12 protein-coding genes are annotated in these 15,264 nt (G+C 74.7%); 5 read left to right on the top strand and 7 right to left on the bottom strand.

The window, feature by feature from the left end; all coding sequences use genetic code 11:
- Positions 1 to 61: 61 nt before the first annotated feature.
- The gene (gene erm / locus LG396_RS08690; protein ID WP_263978838.1) at positions 62 to 997 is read right to left on the bottom strand and encodes an ErmE/ErmH/ErmO/ErmR family 23S rRNA (adenine(2058)-N(6))-methyltransferase; all 936 of its coding nucleotides are present in this window, start codon (positions 995 to 997) and stop codon (positions 62 to 64) included.
- A 476-nt stretch (positions 998 to 1,473) separates the two neighbouring features.
- Between erm and LG396_RS08685 the strand changes: the two genes are divergently transcribed.
- Both LG396_RS08685 and LG396_RS08680 read left to right on the top strand, forming a co-directional pair.
- Positions 1,474 to 2,235: a nucleotidyltransferase domain-containing protein gene (locus LG396_RS08685; RefSeq protein ID WP_037747636.1), complete on the top strand. Its 762-nt coding sequence runs from the start codon at positions 1,474 to 1,476 to the stop codon at positions 2,233 to 2,235.
- Positions 2,236 to 2,304: 69 nt separating this feature from the next.
- The gene (locus LG396_RS08680) at positions 2,305 to 3,570 is read left to right on the top strand and encodes an MFS transporter (protein ID WP_037747638.1); all 1,266 of its coding nucleotides are present in this window, start codon (positions 2,305 to 2,307) and stop codon (positions 3,568 to 3,570) included.
- 106 nt (positions 3,571 to 3,676) lie between these two features.
- Here the strand turns inward: LG396_RS08680 and LG396_RS08675 are convergent, their stop codons facing one another.
- Positions 3,677 to 5,632, bottom strand: a complete 1,956-nt coding sequence (locus tag LG396_RS08675) for an ABC transporter ATP-binding protein (protein ID WP_225794264.1) — start codon at positions 5,630 to 5,632, stop codon at positions 3,677 to 3,679.
- A gap of 190 nt (positions 5,633 to 5,822) precedes the next feature.
- On the opposite strand from LG396_RS08675, the gene LG396_RS08670 reads away from it, so the two are divergent.
- Positions 5,823 to 7,388: a penicillin-binding transpeptidase domain-containing protein gene (locus LG396_RS08670; RefSeq protein WP_372483443.1), complete on the top strand. Its 1,566-nt coding sequence runs from the start codon at positions 5,823 to 5,825 to the stop codon at positions 7,386 to 7,388.
- 84 nt (positions 7,389 to 7,472) lie between these two features.
- On the opposite strand, the gene LG396_RS08665 is transcribed toward LG396_RS08670, so the two are convergent.
- On the bottom strand, positions 7,473 to 8,048 hold the full coding sequence (locus tag LG396_RS08665) for an FHA domain-containing protein (protein ID WP_225794262.1): 576 nt from the start codon (positions 8,046 to 8,048) through the stop codon (positions 7,473 to 7,475).
- A gap of 107 nt (positions 8,049 to 8,155) precedes the next feature.
- On the opposite strand from LG396_RS08665, the gene LG396_RS08660 reads away from it, so the two are divergent.
- Positions 8,156 to 8,638, top strand: coding sequence for an NUDIX hydrolase (locus tag LG396_RS08660; protein WP_037747643.1), 483 nt, complete (start codon positions 8,156 to 8,158; stop codon positions 8,636 to 8,638).
- A 12-nt stretch (positions 8,639 to 8,650) separates the two neighbouring features.
- Here LG396_RS08660 and LG396_RS08655 read toward each other — a convergent pair whose 3' ends face one another.
- Together LG396_RS08655 and LG396_RS08650 are read right to left on the bottom strand one after the other, a co-directional pair.
- Complete coding sequence (locus tag LG396_RS08655; protein ID WP_225794261.1) at positions 8,651 to 10,114, bottom strand: FG-GAP repeat domain-containing protein; 1,464 nt, start codon at positions 10,112 to 10,114, stop codon at positions 8,651 to 8,653.
- Positions 10,115 to 10,220: 106 nt separating this feature from the next.
- On the bottom strand, positions 10,221 to 10,841 hold the full coding sequence (locus LG396_RS08650; RefSeq protein WP_037747647.1) for a LysE family translocator: 621 nt from the start codon (positions 10,839 to 10,841) through the stop codon (positions 10,221 to 10,223).
- A gap of 99 nt (positions 10,842 to 10,940) precedes the next feature.
- Between LG396_RS08650 and LG396_RS08645 the strand changes: the two genes are divergently transcribed.
- Positions 10,941 to 11,864 (top strand): bile acid:sodium symporter family protein, encoded by a 924-nt coding sequence (locus LG396_RS08645; RefSeq protein ID WP_186543332.1) that lies wholly within the window; start codon positions 10,941 to 10,943, stop codon positions 11,862 to 11,864.
- Here the strand turns inward: LG396_RS08645 and LG396_RS08640 are convergent.
- Both LG396_RS08640 and LG396_RS08635 read right to left on the bottom strand, forming a co-directional pair.
- Positions 11,791 to 12,960, bottom strand: coding sequence for a lactate 2-monooxygenase (locus tag LG396_RS08640; protein WP_018836951.1), 1,170 nt, complete (start codon positions 12,958 to 12,960; stop codon positions 11,791 to 11,793). The two genes, LG396_RS08645 and LG396_RS08640, sit on opposite strands and share 74 nt — an antisense overlap.
- On the bottom strand, positions 12,957 to 15,251 hold the full coding sequence (locus tag LG396_RS08635) for an MMPL family transporter (RefSeq protein ID WP_037747651.1): 2,295 nt from the start codon (positions 15,249 to 15,251) through the stop codon (positions 12,957 to 12,959). The genes LG396_RS08640 and LG396_RS08635 overlap by 4 nt, the downstream gene beginning before the upstream one ends.
- Positions 15,252 to 15,264: the final 13 nt, after the last annotated feature.

Below are 15,264 nucleotides of genomic sequence, written 5' to 3'. Positions count from 1 at the left end.
GCGTTGCCGCGCTGCCGCGCGTTGCCGCGCCCGGAGCCCGGGCTCCGCCCGGCCCTCCGCGTCAGTGCAGCGTCTCGTACAGCGTCAGCCACTGGGCCGGGGTCGCGTAGGCAACGACCGTGTTCTTCGGGAGGTTCGCCGTGCGGAACGCCGTCGTCAGGCGGCCCGGCGGGTGGCCCGCGCGGCGCAGGGACGCGAACAGCGTGCCGCCCGCGCCGCCGAAGCCCGCCTCGACCATCCGGCGGTACGCCGCCTCCTCGCCCCGCGGCAGCAGCGGCCGCCGGCGGCGGTCGATCCGCAGCACCGCCGAGTCCACCCGCGGCACCGGCCGGAAGCACTCCCGCCGCACCCGCCCGCACAGCCGCCACTCGTGCCACGGCCACGTCCGCACGGTCAGCAAACTCCAACGCCCGTAGTCCCCGCTCCGCTTGCGGGCGTACTCGAGCTGGGTGACGAACGTCGCAGACTCCAGCCGCGGCGCGTGCAGGCACCAGTCCACGATCTCGGAGGTCCGCGCGTACGGGACGTTGCCCACCACCGCGAACGGCTCCCGCGGCGGCCGGGCGGCGAGGAAGTCCTGCCCCACGAGGCGGACATGGGGGTGCGCCGCGAGCCGGGCGCGGAGTCCGCCGAGGAGCCGGCGGTCGATCTCGTAGGCGATCAGCTCCCGGCAGTGCGGGGCCAGCGCCTCGGTCAGCGTCCCGGTGCCGGCGCCCACCTCGATGACGAGACCGCCGCCGGGCGCCGCCAGGCGCACCACGCGCTGCGCGACCCCGGCGTCGGCCAGGAAGTTCTGGGAGAGGGAGAGGGAACGTGCGCGGGAGCCGGTGCCGGAGCCGGGATCCCCGCCCGGCCGGGGCCCGCCGCGGGGGCTGCCGCCGGCCGCGCCGCGGCCCCCCGCGGGGGAGCCGCGGCGGCGGTTGGTGCGGGCGTTGCCGCCGGTGGTCGTGCGGGCGTCGGGGCGACGGTTCGTATCGGAGTCCGCGCGCGCGGACATGCGTCGGTGAGAGCGGGCCACAGCCTGCCGTCCTTCCGGAAGAAGTGCGTTCCTGGACTGGCGGATGGCCCTGGCCGGGCAGCGCGACGCCGGCCCACGGGGGGCCGCGCGTACGTGAAGGGAAATGCCCGGCGGGCGCGCTCAGGGCGCGCGGATCGCGGGGGCTGCGACGGAGTCGCTCAGCGGGAGTGCCGTCCCTGGCTGCCGGTCAGGGCGCCGGGACCACGCGGGGGCGGTACGGCATGAGGGCGAAGAACCCGCGCCGCAGACCTGCGTGGCCACCGGTGCACAGACGGGTCATCCCGCCGGTGCCCGCGAAGCAGCAGCCTGCCACGGCGTCTCCTTGTTCCGGATGCACTTCCGTGCCCACCTTAACCGCCCGCTCCCACCGGCGCACACGGGTTTTCCCGCCCCCGGGCCCGCACGCTCGGTGCAGGGGCTGCTACGCTCCCGCCTGGGCCGGACCCGGGAGCGAGATGACCACCGCTGCCTTTCCCACCTCCCTGCACCGCACGGTGCTGGAGGTGGTGCTGACCGAACTGCGCGCGGACCCAGACGTCCGCGGCGTTCTGCTGTCCGGATCGGTCGCCCGCGGCACCGCCCGCCCCGACTCCGACCTCGACGTGCTCGTGGTCACCGCCCTGGACCCCGTACGCCAGGCCCCCTGGCGCACGCGGCGCCGCCCGCTGCCCGTCGACCTCCTGCCCCGCACCGCCGAGCAGTGGCGCTCGTGCTTCGCCCCGCACCGGGTCGGCGACGAGTCCTGGGGCTATGCCTTCCTCGACGGCGTCCTCCTGCACGACCCCGACGGCGTCGTGGCCCGGCTCATGGCCGACGCCGCGACCATCCACGCCGGCTACCGCACCCCCGCGCCCGTCAGGGCGCACTACGCCGAGCTCTGGACGCACGTCGTACCCAAGATGCAGGCCGTGCGGCAGCGCGGCGACCCCGTGGAGACGGGGTGGGCGGCGGCCGTCATGACCAACGAGCTGATCCGCACCCTGTGGGCGGCCAACGACCTGCCCAACCCCTCCCTCGACCTCGGCACCTGCCAGCGCCACCTGGACGACCTCAAGGCCCCGGCCGGCGCCACCGACCTGATGCGCGCCGTGCTGCGCGCCGCCCCGCGGGACGCGCTGCGGCTGCAGTTGGAGCTGGTGGCGGACGTCCTGCCGCTGCTCGCCGCGCCCGACGCCGGGCGCCCGCGGCCGGGCGCGAAGGGCGGAGCATACCGGTAGCGGGGCCACCGGGGCGGGACGTACGCGCTCCGGTTTCGCCACGCCCGGGCGGCAGTGCAAGCTCCCGTCATGGCATCCGCATCCCCCTGGCGCGTGCCCGCCTTCCGACGGCTGTACGCCGCCACCGCCGCCGACCAGATCGGCATCCAGGTCGGCCACTTGGCCCTTCCGCTGGTGGCGCTCGGTCTCGGCGCGAGCCCCGGTCAGATCGGCCTGCTGGCCGCCCTCGGCACCTCCGCGTACCTGCTGATCGGCCTGCCCTCCGGGGTGTGGGTCGACCGGCTCGGCTGCGTCCCGGTGCTGGTCTCCGCCGCCCTGGCGCGGGTGGTGCTGCTCACCGCCGTACCGCTGGCCTGGTGGTTCGGCGCGCTCACGCTGCCGCACCTGTACGCGGCCGTGCTGCTGACCGGCTGCGCCACGGTCTTCTTCGACGTCGCCTCGCACAGCTGCCTGCCCGCCGTGGTGGGCCGCGAGGCGCTGGTGCGGGCGAACGCGGGCGTCGTCAGCCTCTACGCGGTCGGCAGCGTCGCCGGCCGCGGGGTGGGCGGGCTCCTGGTGGAGGTGCTGACGGCGCCGGTCGCGGTCGCGGCGCAGGCCGTCAGCCACCTCGCGGCGGCCATATCGCTCACCGGCATCCGCGGCGGCGCCCGGGGCCGTACGCGGCCGGCGCCGAAGGCGTCGCGCCGGCTGGCCGCCGAGATGCGCGACGGGCTGCGGCACGTGCTGGGCAGCCGCGAACTGCGCCCGCTCGCGGTCGGCGCCGCCCTCGCCAACCTCGGGGCGCAGACCGTGAACACGATGGTCCCGGTGCTCTTCGTCCGCCAACTCGGGCTGCCCGCCTGGCTGCTGGGCGTCTACTGGGTGCTCTGCGGCACCGCCACCTTCGTCGGCGCCCGGCTCGCCCGGCCGCTCGCCGCCCGGCGGGGGTGCGGGTGGACGCTGGCCACCGCGGGGCTCTGCGTGGCACCGGCGGCGCTGCTCGTGCCGCTGCTGAGCCGGCCGCCGCTGTGGTGCCTGGCGGGGGCCGCGGGCATGGCGCTGGTGTCCGTGAAGATCGGCGTCGACAACGTGCTGGGGCTGAGCCTGCGCCAGGGGCTGACGCCCGACGCGCTGCTGGGCCGGATGAACGCCACCTTCCGGTTCCTGCTGATGGGGTCGGTGGCGCTGGGCTCGGCGCTGTCCGGGGTGATCGGCGAGTTCGCGGGCGTGCGGGCGGCGCTGTGGACGGGGGCGGTGATCCTGGTGGTGGCGGCGCTGCCGCTGTACTTCTCGCCGGTACGCACCCGCCGCCACCTCCCGGGCACGCCGGTCCCGGAGCCGGACCCGGTCGGCTGACGCCGCCGCGCCGCCGACGCGGGCCGGCGCGGCCGCGTACGCCCTCCGCCCGGCCCGTACGCCCCGAGCCCCCGGCCCCGCCCCGTCCGCCTCGTCCGCCGCGCGCCTACGCCTCCTGCGCCACCAACTCGTCGCCCTTGCCGGCCCCGTCGCGGCCTCCGGCGCCCCCGGCGTCCCCGCCGCCCGGGGCGCCGGCGCCGCCGTCCTCCGCGAACTGCGTCCGGTACAGCTCCTCGTACCGCCCGCCGGCCGCCAGCAGCTCCGCGTGCGTGCCGCGCTCCACGATCCGGCCCTCCTCCACCACCAGGATCTGGTCCGCGGCCCGCACCGTGGACAGCCGGTGCGCGATGACCACCGCCGTCCGCCCGGCCAGCGCCTCCGCCAGCGCCTCCTGCACCGCCGCCTCCGACGTCGAGTCGAGGTGCGCGGTGGCCTCGTCCAGCACGACCACGCGCGGCTCCGCCAGCAGCAGCCGGGCGATCGTCAGCCGCTGCCGCTCGCCGCCCGAGAGCCGGTAGCCCCGCTCGCCGACGACGGTGTCCAGGCCCTCAGGCAGCGCCGCCATCAGCTCGTCCAGGCGCGCCTTGCGCAGCGCGTCCCACAGGTCCGCGTCGCTCGCGTCCGGCCGCGCCAGCAGCAGGTTCTCGCGGACCGACTCGTGGAAGAGGTGCCCGTCCTGGGTGACCATGCCCAGCGTCGCCCGCACCGAGGCGGCCGACAGGTCGCGGACGTCCACGCCGCCGAGGCGGACGGCGCCGCCGTCCGTGTCGTACAGCCGCGGGATGAGCTGCGCGATCGTCGACTTGCCGGCGCCCGAGGAGCCGACGAGCGCGACCATCCGCCCGGGCTCCGCGCGGAACGACACCCCGTGGAGCACCTGCGCGCCTGCCTTGGTGTCCAGCACCGCGACCTCCTCCAGCGAGGCCAGCGACACCTTGTCGGCGGCCGGGTAGCCGAAGTCGACGCCGTCGAACTCCACCGCCACCGGGCCCTCGGGCACCTCCCGCGCGTCCGGCTTCTCGGCGACCAGGGGCTTGAGGTCCAGCACCTCGAAGACCCGCTCGAAGCTGACGAGCGCGCTCATCACCTCCACCCGCGCCCCCGCCAGCGAGGTCAGCGGCGCGTACAGGCGGGTGATGAGCAGGGCGAGCGCGACGACGGAGCCGGCGTCGAGGCTGCCGCGCAGCGCGAACCAGCCGCCGAGGCCGTAGACGAGCGCGAGGGCGAGTGCGGAGACGAGGGTGAGGGCGGTGATGAAGAGCGTCTGCACCATCGCCGTACGGATCCCGATGTCCCGCACGCGCGCCGCCCGCTGCCGGAACTCCGCCGACTCCCGGTCCGGCCGCCCGTACAGCTTGACGAGCGTCGCGCCGGCCGCCGAGAACCGCTCGGTCATCTGGGTGCCCATGGCGGCGTTGTGGCCCGCGGCCTCGCGCTGCAGCCGGGCCAGCCGGGCGCCCATGCGGCGGGCGGGCAGCACGAAGACGGGCAGCAGCACGAGCGCGAGGAGGGTGATCTGCCAGGACAGCCGGAGCATGACGGCGAGCGTGAGGAGCAGCGTCACCAGGTTGCCGACGACGCCCGAGAGGGTGTTGCTGAACGCGCGCTGGGCGCCCAGGACGTCGTTGTTGAGCCGGCTGACGAGGGCGCCGGTGCGGGTGCGGGTGAAGAACGCGACGGGCATCCGCTGCACGTGGTCGTAGACGGCGGTGCGCAGCTGGAGGATGAGCCCCTCGCCGATACGGGCCGACAACCAGCGCGCCACCAGCCCGAACCCGGCCTCGGCGACGGCGATGGCGGCGATGAGCAGCGCGAGGGAGCCGACCCGGCCCCGGTCCTTGTCGCCGACGATCGCGTCCACGACCTGCCCCGCGAGCAGCGGCGTGGCCACGGCCAGCGCCGCCGTGACCACGCTGAGCAGCAGGAACCACTTCAGCAGCCGCCGGTGCGGCTGGGCGAACCGCCAGATCCGCCCGAGCCCGGCGCGCGACAGCGGGCGTTTGTCCTGCTGCGCGGTGACCGTGCTGTGGAGTGACTGCCAGGCGGTGGCCTGCATGTCCATCGGGTTCTCCCGTCTCGTGGTGCGCGGCCGGGTGCGGCGGCCTGCCCCGTAAAGCTAGAACTTCAACCAAGGTTCAGTGCAACCGCGGGGTGTCGGAGTCCGCGGGTAGAGTCGTGGGCGGCCCGGGGGAGGGGCCTGGACTGCAGGGGGACGCGCCATGCGAACCGGAACCAAAGCAGTTTTATGCCTGGTGCTCGCCGGGATGGCCGCACTGGCCGTGTTCGGCGTCACCAACATCTACCGGGCGCTCGCCGGCGACGACGGCCCGGACGTGCCGACCGGCCCGCCCAGCGCGGCCGAAGTGCGCACCACCGCCCGCGGCTTCCTGGCCGCCTGGGCCGGTCACCGCCCGGCCGGCGCGGCCCGGCTGACGGACTACGCCGCCGAGGCGCGGCCGGTGCTCGGGGCCTACTTCACGGACGCCAAGGTGCGGAAGGTCGTGCTGGAGCCGGGGGCGGCGAAGGGCGCGACGGTGCCGTTCTCGGTCACGGCGCGGGTCGTGGCCGGGGGGCACGCGAAGACGTGGACGTACGACTCGGAGCTGACGGTCGTACGCGGCCGGACGACCGGCAAGCCGCTGGTCGACTGGGAGTCGTCGATCGTGTACCCGACGCTGGCCGACAACCGGCGGCTGGTGACCCGGGAGGGCGAGAGCCCGCAGGTCGTCGCCGTCGACCGGGACGGCAGATCGCTGAGCGCGGAGGAGTACCCCTCGCTGGGCCCGGTCCTCGCGCAGCTGCGCGAGCGGTACGCGGGAAAGCTGCGCGGCGAGCCCGGCATCGAGGTGCTGATCGAGGACGCCGACGGCACGCAGCACGGCAGGCCACTGCTCGGCGTCTCGGAAGGCAGGCCCGCGAAGCTGCGGACGACGCTGGACGCCGGGGTGCAGAAGGCGGCGGAGAAGGCGGTGCGCGGCCGCGACCGGGCCTCCGTCGTGGCCGTCAGGCCCTCCACCGGCGAGATACTCGCGATCGCGAACGCCGAGGGCGGCGGGGAGTTCAACAGCGCGCTGCAGGGCGCGACCGCCCCCGGCTCCACGTTCAAGATCATCACGTCGGCGGCGCTGCTCGCCGGCGGCATCACCCCGCAGACGCCGGTGGACTGCCCCCGCACCTACGCGCACGACCAGGGCAAGACCTTCCGCAACGTGGAGGGCGGCGCGATCGGGGACGCCACGTTCGCGCAGGACTTCGCGCAGTCGTGCAACACGGCGTTCGTCTCCCTCAGCGACGAGCTGGCCGACGACGAGCTGGCGGAGGCCGCCCGCCGCTGGTTCGGCCTCGGGGAGGACGACTGGCGGACGGGGGTGGCGACCTTCGACGGCGCCGTGCCCGTCGCACAGGGCGACGAGAAGTCCGCCGCGCTCATCGGCCAGGGCAGAGTGCAGATGAACCCGCTGAACATGGCGTCCGTCGCCGCCACCGTCGCCTCCGGCACCTTCCGCCAGCCGGTGCTGCTCCCGCGCTCCTTCGACGACCGCGAAGTCGCCACCGCCGAGCCGCTGCCCGCGCCGGTGGCGGCCGGGCTGCGGCAGATGATGGAGCTGACCGCGACCGAGGGCACGGCCGCGGGCCTGGGCCTCGGCCCCGGGGCGGGTGCGAAGACCGGCTCGGCGGAGGTCGGCGGGCAGGAGCGGCCGGACAGCTGGTTCACGGCGTACCGCGGCGACATCGCCGCGGCGGCGGTGGTGCCGGAGGGGGGCCACGGCGGCGAGGCGGCGGGGCCGGTGGTCGCCGCGGTGCTGGCGGCGGGGTGAGGGCCGGGGCGTGTGCCCGTACGGCACGGGGGTGCGCGCCCCACCGCGGCCGGTCCCGCGGCCGGTCCGTACCGCCGACGGCGGTCAGCGGGCCGTCAGCAGGTACCGGGTGTGGCCGAAGCCCAGCTGGTCGCCGGGGCGCACCGGTGCCTCGTCGGTCAGCCGGCGCCCGTTGATGAACGTCCCGTTCGTCGAACCCAGGTCCCGCAGCAGCCACACCCCGCTCGCGCACCGCAGCTCCGCGTGCATCCGCGAGACCGTCTCCTCCATCAGCCGCAGCCCGTTGCGCGGATCCCGCCCGATGCGCAGCGGGATCGCCCCCGGTGCCGGGAGCATCAGCGGCGGCAGCCGCTCCGCCTGCCACGCCTGCTTCACCCGCACCCCGAGCGACGACGCCTTGGCGACCGTGCCGAGGATCGCCCGCGTCAACCGCCCCTCGCGGGGCGGCAGATCGGCGGTCAGCGCCGCCAACTGCTCGTGGGAGTGGGCCGCGAAGGCCAGGTCCACGCGGGCCAGGAACGTGTCCTGCGACAGCCGGCCCTCCGCCGCGCCCTCGCGCAGCAACTCGATCGCCCTGTCCCGCTCTTCGTCGGAGACGCGCGGCGTCCCCGCCGGGTGAACGGGGAACGCGGAAGACGTGGGGTGGTCGGAGCCTGACACCTTCGAATTGTCGGGCTGGGCGGCTACAGGTGTCCAGTGCGCTTCCGTTCCCGTACGTACCCGTGACAAATGATCGGCGCACCGGCCACAGGAGTTAGGGTCGGGGCATGCGCACACCCCGCCGCGCCGCCCGCCTCGCGATCCTCGACCCGGACGGCGCGGTCTTCATGTTCCGCTACGACGACGTGGAGGCCGGCCTCCACTGGGCCACCCCCGGCGGCGGCCTCGACCCCGGCGAGAGCCCCCGCGCGGGCGCGGTGCGCGAGCTGCGTGAGGAGACCGGCTGGACGGACGTGGCGGCCGGGGAGCTGCTGTGCACCTGGGTGCACGACTTCACCCGGCAGGGCGTGCCGGTGCGGCAGCACGAGCACATCTACCTGGCCGCCGGGCCGCGCCGCGAGCCGACCGCGGAGGCCGTCGCGCGGCACCCGGAGGACCGCATCCTCGGCTGGCGGTGGTGGCCGCCGGCGGAGGCGGCGGCGCCGTCCGAGCCGCTGTGGCCGCCGCCGCTGGCGCGCCTGCTCGCCGCGCCGCGCGGCGGGCCGGTGGACCTGGGATACCTGCCCGTCGCCCCGACGCACAGCGCGTAGCCATAAGACGGACTATCCGGCGTCCTCGGTCGTGACGAAGTCGCGGTCCGCCACCGATGTGCCCTCCGGCGTGCCCCCGAAGATCCAGTAGCCGGACTCCTCCGGCGGGTCGCCCGCCCGGAACGTGCCGACGACCAGGTCGTCGTCCCCGTCCGTGTCGAGGTCGGCGAGGTGCAGCTGCCAGCCGAAGAGGTGGTCCGCGTTCCGGCGCAGCCCCGGCTTCGCCCCCACGTCCTGCGGCATGACGACCTGCGTGCCGTCCACGGCCAGACCGCGGGCGCCGCCCAGGGTCACCGCGACCTCGCCCTCGTCGCCGCTCGGGGAGTAGGACGTGGCGAGGTCGTCCGTACCGTCGCCGTTCACGTCGCCGACGGCGCTGCCCAGGCCGATCCGCCGGCCCAGCTCGACGGCCTTGCGGCCGGCCCCCGGGCCCTCCGGGCTGCCGTAGACGACGAGGGCGTCCCCCAGCCACCGCCGGGCGACGATGTCGTCCGTCCCGTCGTCGTCGAAGTCGCCGGACACGAGCGGGGTGGCGCCGTTCTCCGACCCGGAGGTGATGCCCGGCACGGCGCCGGCGAGCCGCAGCCCCGCGGGCGTGCCGCGGTAGAGCGCGGCGTCGACGACCTCGTCCGGCATGCCGTCCTCGAAGCGCACGTCCTCCTCGTCGTACGTGGCCCTGGTGACCAGGTCGTCGCGGCCGTCGCCGTCGAAGTCGCCGACGGCCGCGTCGGTGATCGACGCCCAGCCCTCGAAGCCCACGTCGGTCGCCGTCTCGCCGCGCGGCTTCCCGCCGGCCCGGTCGAGGGGGCCGCGCAGCACGGTGGCGGGCTGGGCCCGCATGTCGTATTCGCCGCCCGAGACGGCGAGCGTGAGCAGGTCGAGGGTGCCGTCGCCGTCGAAGTCGCCCACGCCGGCGGCCGGGTCGGTGCCCCGCGGCAGGTCGGTGGCGGCGACGGGCCCTTCGGGGCCGCCCCAGAGGATGCGCTGCCGCCGGGACTCGGCGCCGTCCGGGCCCCGTACGCCGCGGACGAGGACGTCGGCGTACCCGTCGTCGTCGAGGTCTCCGGTGAGCTGGACGGAGAAGTCGTAGCCCACGGGATATTGCGCCTGCGGGCTGTGCGGCGGGTAGCAGCCGGCGAGCGGGAAGGCGGCCGACGGGTCCGGGCCGCCGGCCGCGGCGCGGAGCACGAAGCGGTTGTTCCGCCACTTCGTGTCGGGGTCCCCGGGGACCTTGTACCAGCCGTTGAGAACGGCGTCGGCGTGCCCGTCGCCGTCCACGTCGTCCCGGTCGACGGGGCCGCCGGCCCGCCCGGGGGCGCCGCCGCCGCGGTCGGCGGCGAACGTGCAGTCGGCCGCCTCGTCCCTGTCCCCGTCCCCGTCTCCGCCGCAGCCCGCCGCCAGCAGGGCGGCCGGGAGCACGACGGCCGCGAGTATCCGTCCCGATGCGGCGAGGGTGCCGCCTGAGCGCACGTACATGGCGGACCAGTCTGCGGCCCGCGGCGCACGGGCGCGTCACGTTCCGGTCAGATTCGCATTCCGGCCCGTACGGCCCCGGCCCGGGGCCGTCCCCTACCGCACCCCCTCAGTGCTCGACGGCCAGCCGGATCCCCAGCGCCACCAGCACCGTGCCGGACACCTGCTCCAGCCGCTTGCGCACGCCCGCCCGCGACAGCAGACCCTTCAACCGCCCCACGAACCACACGTACACCGCGTACCACCCGACTTCGTACACCGCCCACAGCGCCGCGAACGCCACCGTCGTCGCCAACTGCGGCGCGGACGACGGCACGAACTGCGGCAGGAACGACATCGCGAAGACGCCCACCTTCGGATTCGCCAGGTTCAGCAGCAGCCCCGAGCGGTACGCGCGCCACGACGTGACCTCCGCGCCCGCCTGGTCGGCGAACTCCGCCGCCGTCCCCCGCCGCGCCGCGCGCAGCGCCTGCACCCCGAACCAGACCAGCACCGCCGCGCCGACCCACCGCATCACGTCGTACGCCAGCTGCGAGGCCGCCAGCAGCGCCGTGAGGCCGAACGCGGCGATCGCGCCCCACAGGAAGACACCCGTCTCGTTGCCGAGGACGGTCATCATCCCGGCCCGGCGGCTGTGCATCGAGTTGCGGATGATCAGGACCGTGCTGGGCCCCGGTGTGGCGGCGATGAGCGTGCAGGCCCCGAGGAAGGCGAGGAGAGTCGCGAGCATGCGGGCCATCCTGGTCCGGGCGCAAGCGGAGGCGCCATCGAATTAACGAGACACTTCCGGCATGGACAGCGCGCCGCGTGCCCCGGCAGTCTGGTGCGCGTGAACTCCCCGGTAACGACCGTCATGATGCCCGTCGTCCTCGCCGTCATCATGTACGGCCTCGGCCTGGGCCTCACGCTCGCCGACTTCCGGCGGGTCAGGCACCATCCCCGGGCCGTCGCCGCCGCGCTGGTGTGCCAGGTGCTGCTGCTGCCCGCCGCCTGCTTCGGCCTGGTGCTGGCCTTCGACCTGGCGCCCGCGTACGCGGTGGGGATGATGCTGCTCGCCGCGTCGCCCGGCGGGGCCGTCGCCAACTACTACAGCCGGCTCTTCGGCGGCGACGTGGCTCTCAACATCACGCTCACCGCCGTCAACTCCGCGCTCTCGCTGTTCAGCCTGCCGCTGATCGTCAACTTCTCGCTCGACCACTTCGACATCGGCCGCGACGACCTGGGCCTGAACTACGACAAGATCCTCCAGGTGTTCGCCATCGTGCTGATCCCCGTCGGGCTCGGCATGCTGACCCGCGCCCGCGCGCCGCGGGTCAAGGAGCGCATCGACCGGCCGGTGCGGGCGGCGTCCCTCTTCGGGCTCTTCCTGGTGATCGTCGGCGTGGCCTGGGCCGAACGGGACCGGATCACCGACTCGTTCGTGGACCTCGGGCCGATCACGTTCCTGTTCACGCTGGTGTCCCTGGCCGTCGGCTACGGCGCCACCCGGCTGGTGCGCGCCGCGCATCCGCAGGCCGTGGCGTGCTGCTTCGAGATCGGCATGCACAACGTCGGCCTGGCCATGACCATCGCGATCAGCCCCACGCTGCTCGACAGCACCGCGATGGCCATGCCCGGGGCGGTGTACGCCGTCCTCAGCTACGTCGCCGCCACCGCCGCGGGCTACACGCTGCGGGCCATCAGCCCGGAAGCCGCCGCACGTCGCCGGGGCCCAGCTCCCGCACCGAGCGGTGGCCCGACAGCCCGAGGGTGAGGTCGAGGTCGGCGAGCAGGCTGCGCAGCACGTGCGCGACGCCCTCCTCGCCGCCGTGCGCGAGACCGTAGGCGTACGGCCTGCCGTACAGCACCGCACGCGCGCCCAGCGCCAGGGCCTTGAGCACGTCCGCCCCGGTCCGTACGCCCGAGTCGAAGAGCACCTCGACGCGGTCGCCGACCGCCGCGGCGACCTCCGGCAGCACGTCGAGCGCCGCGACCGCGCCGTCGACCTGCCGGCCGCCGTGGTTGGAGACGACGACGCCGTCCATGCCCGCGTCCGCGGCCCGGCGGGCGTCGTCCGGGTGCTGGACGCCCTTGAGCAGGATCGGCCCGTCCCAGTGCTCCCGCAGGAACGGCAGCCGGTCCCACGTCCGGTCCGTACCGGTGAACATCGGCACCCAGCGCAGCACCGCGGCGCCCAGGTCCTCCTCCGGCGGCTGCGCGAGACCGGCGCGGAACGCCGGGTCGGAAAAGGCGACGGCGGTGCCGACGCCGCGGATGAACGGCAGGTACGCGGCGTCGAGGTCGCGCGGGCGCCAGGCCAGCGTCCAGGTGTCGAGGGTGACGACGAGGGCGGTGAAGCCCGCGGCGCGGGCGCGCGCCAGGATGCTGGCGCACACCTCGTCGTCGTTCGGCCAGTAGAGCTGGTACCAGCGCGGCCCCGCGCCGCTCGCCTCCGCGACCTCCTCGATGGTGTACGAGGAGGCCGTGGACATCACCATCGGGATGCCGAGGGCGGCGGCGGCGCGGGCCGTGGCAAGCTCGCCGTCGGGGTGCACGATCGACTGCACCCCGACGGGCGCCAGCAGGACGGGCGCGGGGAGCGCGGAGCCCAGCACGGTGGTGGCCGGGCTCCGCTCGGTGGCGCCGGTCAGCATGCGCGGGACGAGGCGGACCCGGTCGAACGCCTCCCGGTTGGCCCGGGCGGTGGCGCCCGAGCCGGCCGCGCCCGCGACGTACCAGAACGGACCGTCCGCCAGCCGCTCGCGCGCGGACTGCTCCAGCGCGGTGAGGTCGGTGGTGAACGGGGGCAGCTTGTCGGCCAGCCCGTTCAGGTAGATCTCGTTCTGGTAGTTGCCGAACGGCAGGTTCATCGGCGGCTCCCTTCGACCAACGGAGAGTCTGCGGGACGCGGCGGCGGAACGCTACCCGTCGGTACCGGCCGCGGCTCCTCCTTCTCCAGATCGGGCAGCCAGCGCAGCGCCTTCGGGAAGTGCCAGTTGCGCTCGCCGAGCAGCGACATCACCGCGGGCAGCAGCACGCCGCGGATGATCGTCGCGTCGATCAGCACCGCCGTCGCCAGGCCCACGCCCATCTGCTTCATGGACTGCATCGACAGCGTGCCGAAGATCGAGAACACGGCGACCATGATGACGGCCGCGCTCGTCACCACGCCCGCGGTGGTGATCACTCCGTGCGAGATGGCGTCGGCGGTGTTCCGCCCCTGCGCCCGCGCCTCCTTGATCCGCGAGACCACGAACACGTGATAGTCCATGCTCAGGCCGAAGAGGATGACGAAGAGGAACAGCGGCAGCCAGGCGACGATCGCCCCGACGCCCTCGGCGCCCACCAGGCCCGCGCCCCAGCCGTGCTGGAAGACCATCGTCAGCACGCCGTACGCGGCGCCCACCGACAGCAGGTTGAGCAGGATCGACGTGATCGCGATCGTCAGCGACCTGAACGCCATCAGCATCAGCAGGAAGGCGAAGGCCACCACGAAGAGGAAGACCGGCACCACCGCGCCGACGAGCTGGTCGTTGAAGTCCTTGCTCCCCGCGACCTGGCCGCCGACCGGCGCCTCGACGCCGTCCACCGCCTCCAGCGTCACCGGCCGGATCTCGTCGCGCAGCAGGGCGAGGCTCTTCTCCGCCTTGTCCTGGTCGGAGCCGCCCACGAGGGGGACCTCGATGATGGCGACGTTCTTGTCGTCGTAGACCTGGATGTCGATCGGGCCCCTGGAGGCGCCGGTGTCGAGCGCCTGCTCCTCGAAGTCGACGATGGCCTTGCGGACCTCGGGCGCGTTGATGTCGTCGGCCTTGACGACCACCTCGGCGGGGTCGGACCCGCCGGGGAACGCCTCGTTGACGCGGTCGTAGGTCTGCACGATCGGCAGCGAGTCGCCGAACTCCTGGTCCAGCGTGAGGTTCGCGGTGTTCATGCCCACCGCGGGCACGGCGATCACCGCGAGCGCGCCGGTGGCCACGACCACCGCGGCCTTCGGCCGGCGCAGTACGCGGGTCAGCACGGCCCGCCACACGCGGCTCTCGCCGCCGGCGTTGGACGGGCCGCGCTTGAGCCGCGCCAGGAACGGCACCCGGCCCTTCTCGACCCGCTCGCCGAGCAGCGACAGCATCGCCGGCAGCACGGTCACCGAGCCGACCATCGCCACCGCGACGACCATCAGCGACGCCACGCCCATCGCCGCGAAGTCGGCGAGGCCGGTGAAGAGCATGCCGCACATCGCGACGATGACCGTGATGCCGGAGACCAGCACCGCGCGCCCGGAGGTGGCGGCGGCGATCTCCAGCGCGGTCCGCGCGTCGCGGCCCTTGGCCCGCTCCTCGCGCTCGCGGCGCAGGTAGAACAGGCAGTAGTCGACGCCGACGGCCAGCCCCACCAGCAGCATCACCGAGTCGGCGACGTCGCTCATCGGCTGGATGTGGCTGACCACGCCCATCAGGCCCATCGTCGCCACGATCGCGGTCATCGCCAGCACCACCGGCAGCAGCGCGGCCACGAACGCCCCGAAGACGATCAGCAGGATGCCGAAGGCGATCGGCACCGCCGAGTACTCCGCCTTCTTGAAGTCCTCGCCGAAGGCGTCGTCGAAGGTCTTCTCCATACTGGCGCCGCCGATCTCCTCGATCAGCAGGCCCCGCGACTCGTGCTCGTCCTGGACCTTCGCGACCGCGTCGGTCACGGGCTCCACCCGGTCCGCCGCGGTCTCCGGGTCGCCCTTCATCCGGAACTGGACCAGCGCCGAGCGCCCGTCCCGCGAGATCGTGTCGCTGTCGTACGGCGAGACGACGTCGGTCACCTCGCCGGTGCCCTCGACGGCCCGTACGACGTCGGCGACGGCCGTACGGAACTCGCCGGCCGACGCCTTCAGCGCGCCCTCGGGCGACTGGACGAGCACGCTCTCCCCGACCGGCTCGTCCACGCCCGCGTCCTCGAGGATCTTCGCGGACCGCCCGGTCTCGCCCGGGACCTCCTCGCTGTCGCTGACGTCCGCCCGCCCCGCCGCGGAGCCGGCGACCGTCGCCAGCACCACGAACAACACCCAGATACCCACCGCTGCCCAGCGGTGGGTGACGCTCCAGCCGCCGACGGCCGCTGCGACGCCCTGGCGCCGCTTCGTGTGCCTCGGCGCCCTCGGTGCCCCCATCGTCCCTCTCCCT

It is taken from the genome of Streptomyces aculeolatus, from assembly GCF_020400605.1.
Lineage (GTDB): Bacteria > Actinomycetota > Actinomycetes > Streptomycetales > Streptomycetaceae > Streptomyces > Streptomyces aculeolatus.
This window is presented reverse-complemented; position numbering and strand designations above follow the sequence as displayed.

What these genes read in the sequence shown, in the direction of transcription:
- LG396_RS08655 (WP_225794261.1), bottom strand. Translation starts at nt 10,114, where the DNA reads ATGTACGTGCGCTCAGGCGGCACCCTCGCCGCATCGGGACGGATACTC.
- erm (WP_263978838.1), bottom strand. Translation starts at nt 997, where the DNA reads ATGTCCGCGCGCGCGGACTCCGATACGAACCGTCGCCCCGACGCCCGC.
- LG396_RS08685 (WP_037747636.1), top strand. Translation starts at nt 1,474, where the DNA reads ATGACCACCGCTGCCTTTCCCACCTCCCTGCACCGCACGGTGCTGGAG.
- LG396_RS08660 (WP_037747643.1), top strand. Translation starts at nt 8,156, where the DNA reads ATGCGCACACCCCGCCGCGCCGCCCGCCTCGCGATCCTCGACCCGGAC.
- LG396_RS08640 (WP_018836951.1), bottom strand. Translation starts at nt 12,960, where the DNA reads ATGAACCTGCCGTTCGGCAACTACCAGAACGAGATCTACCTGAACGGG.
- LG396_RS08635 (WP_037747651.1), bottom strand. Translation starts at nt 15,251, where the DNA reads ATGGGGGCACCGAGGGCGCCGAGGCACACGAAGCGGCGCCAGGGCGTC.
- LG396_RS08675 (WP_225794264.1), bottom strand. Translation starts at nt 5,632, where the DNA reads ATGGACATGCAGGCCACCGCCTGGCAGTCACTCCACAGCACGGTCACC.
- LG396_RS08680 (WP_037747638.1), top strand. Translation starts at nt 2,305, where the DNA reads ATGGCATCCGCATCCCCCTGGCGCGTGCCCGCCTTCCGACGGCTGTAC.
- LG396_RS08650 (WP_037747647.1), bottom strand. Translation starts at nt 10,841, where the DNA reads ATGCTCGCGACTCTCCTCGCCTTCCTCGGGGCCTGCACGCTCATCGCC.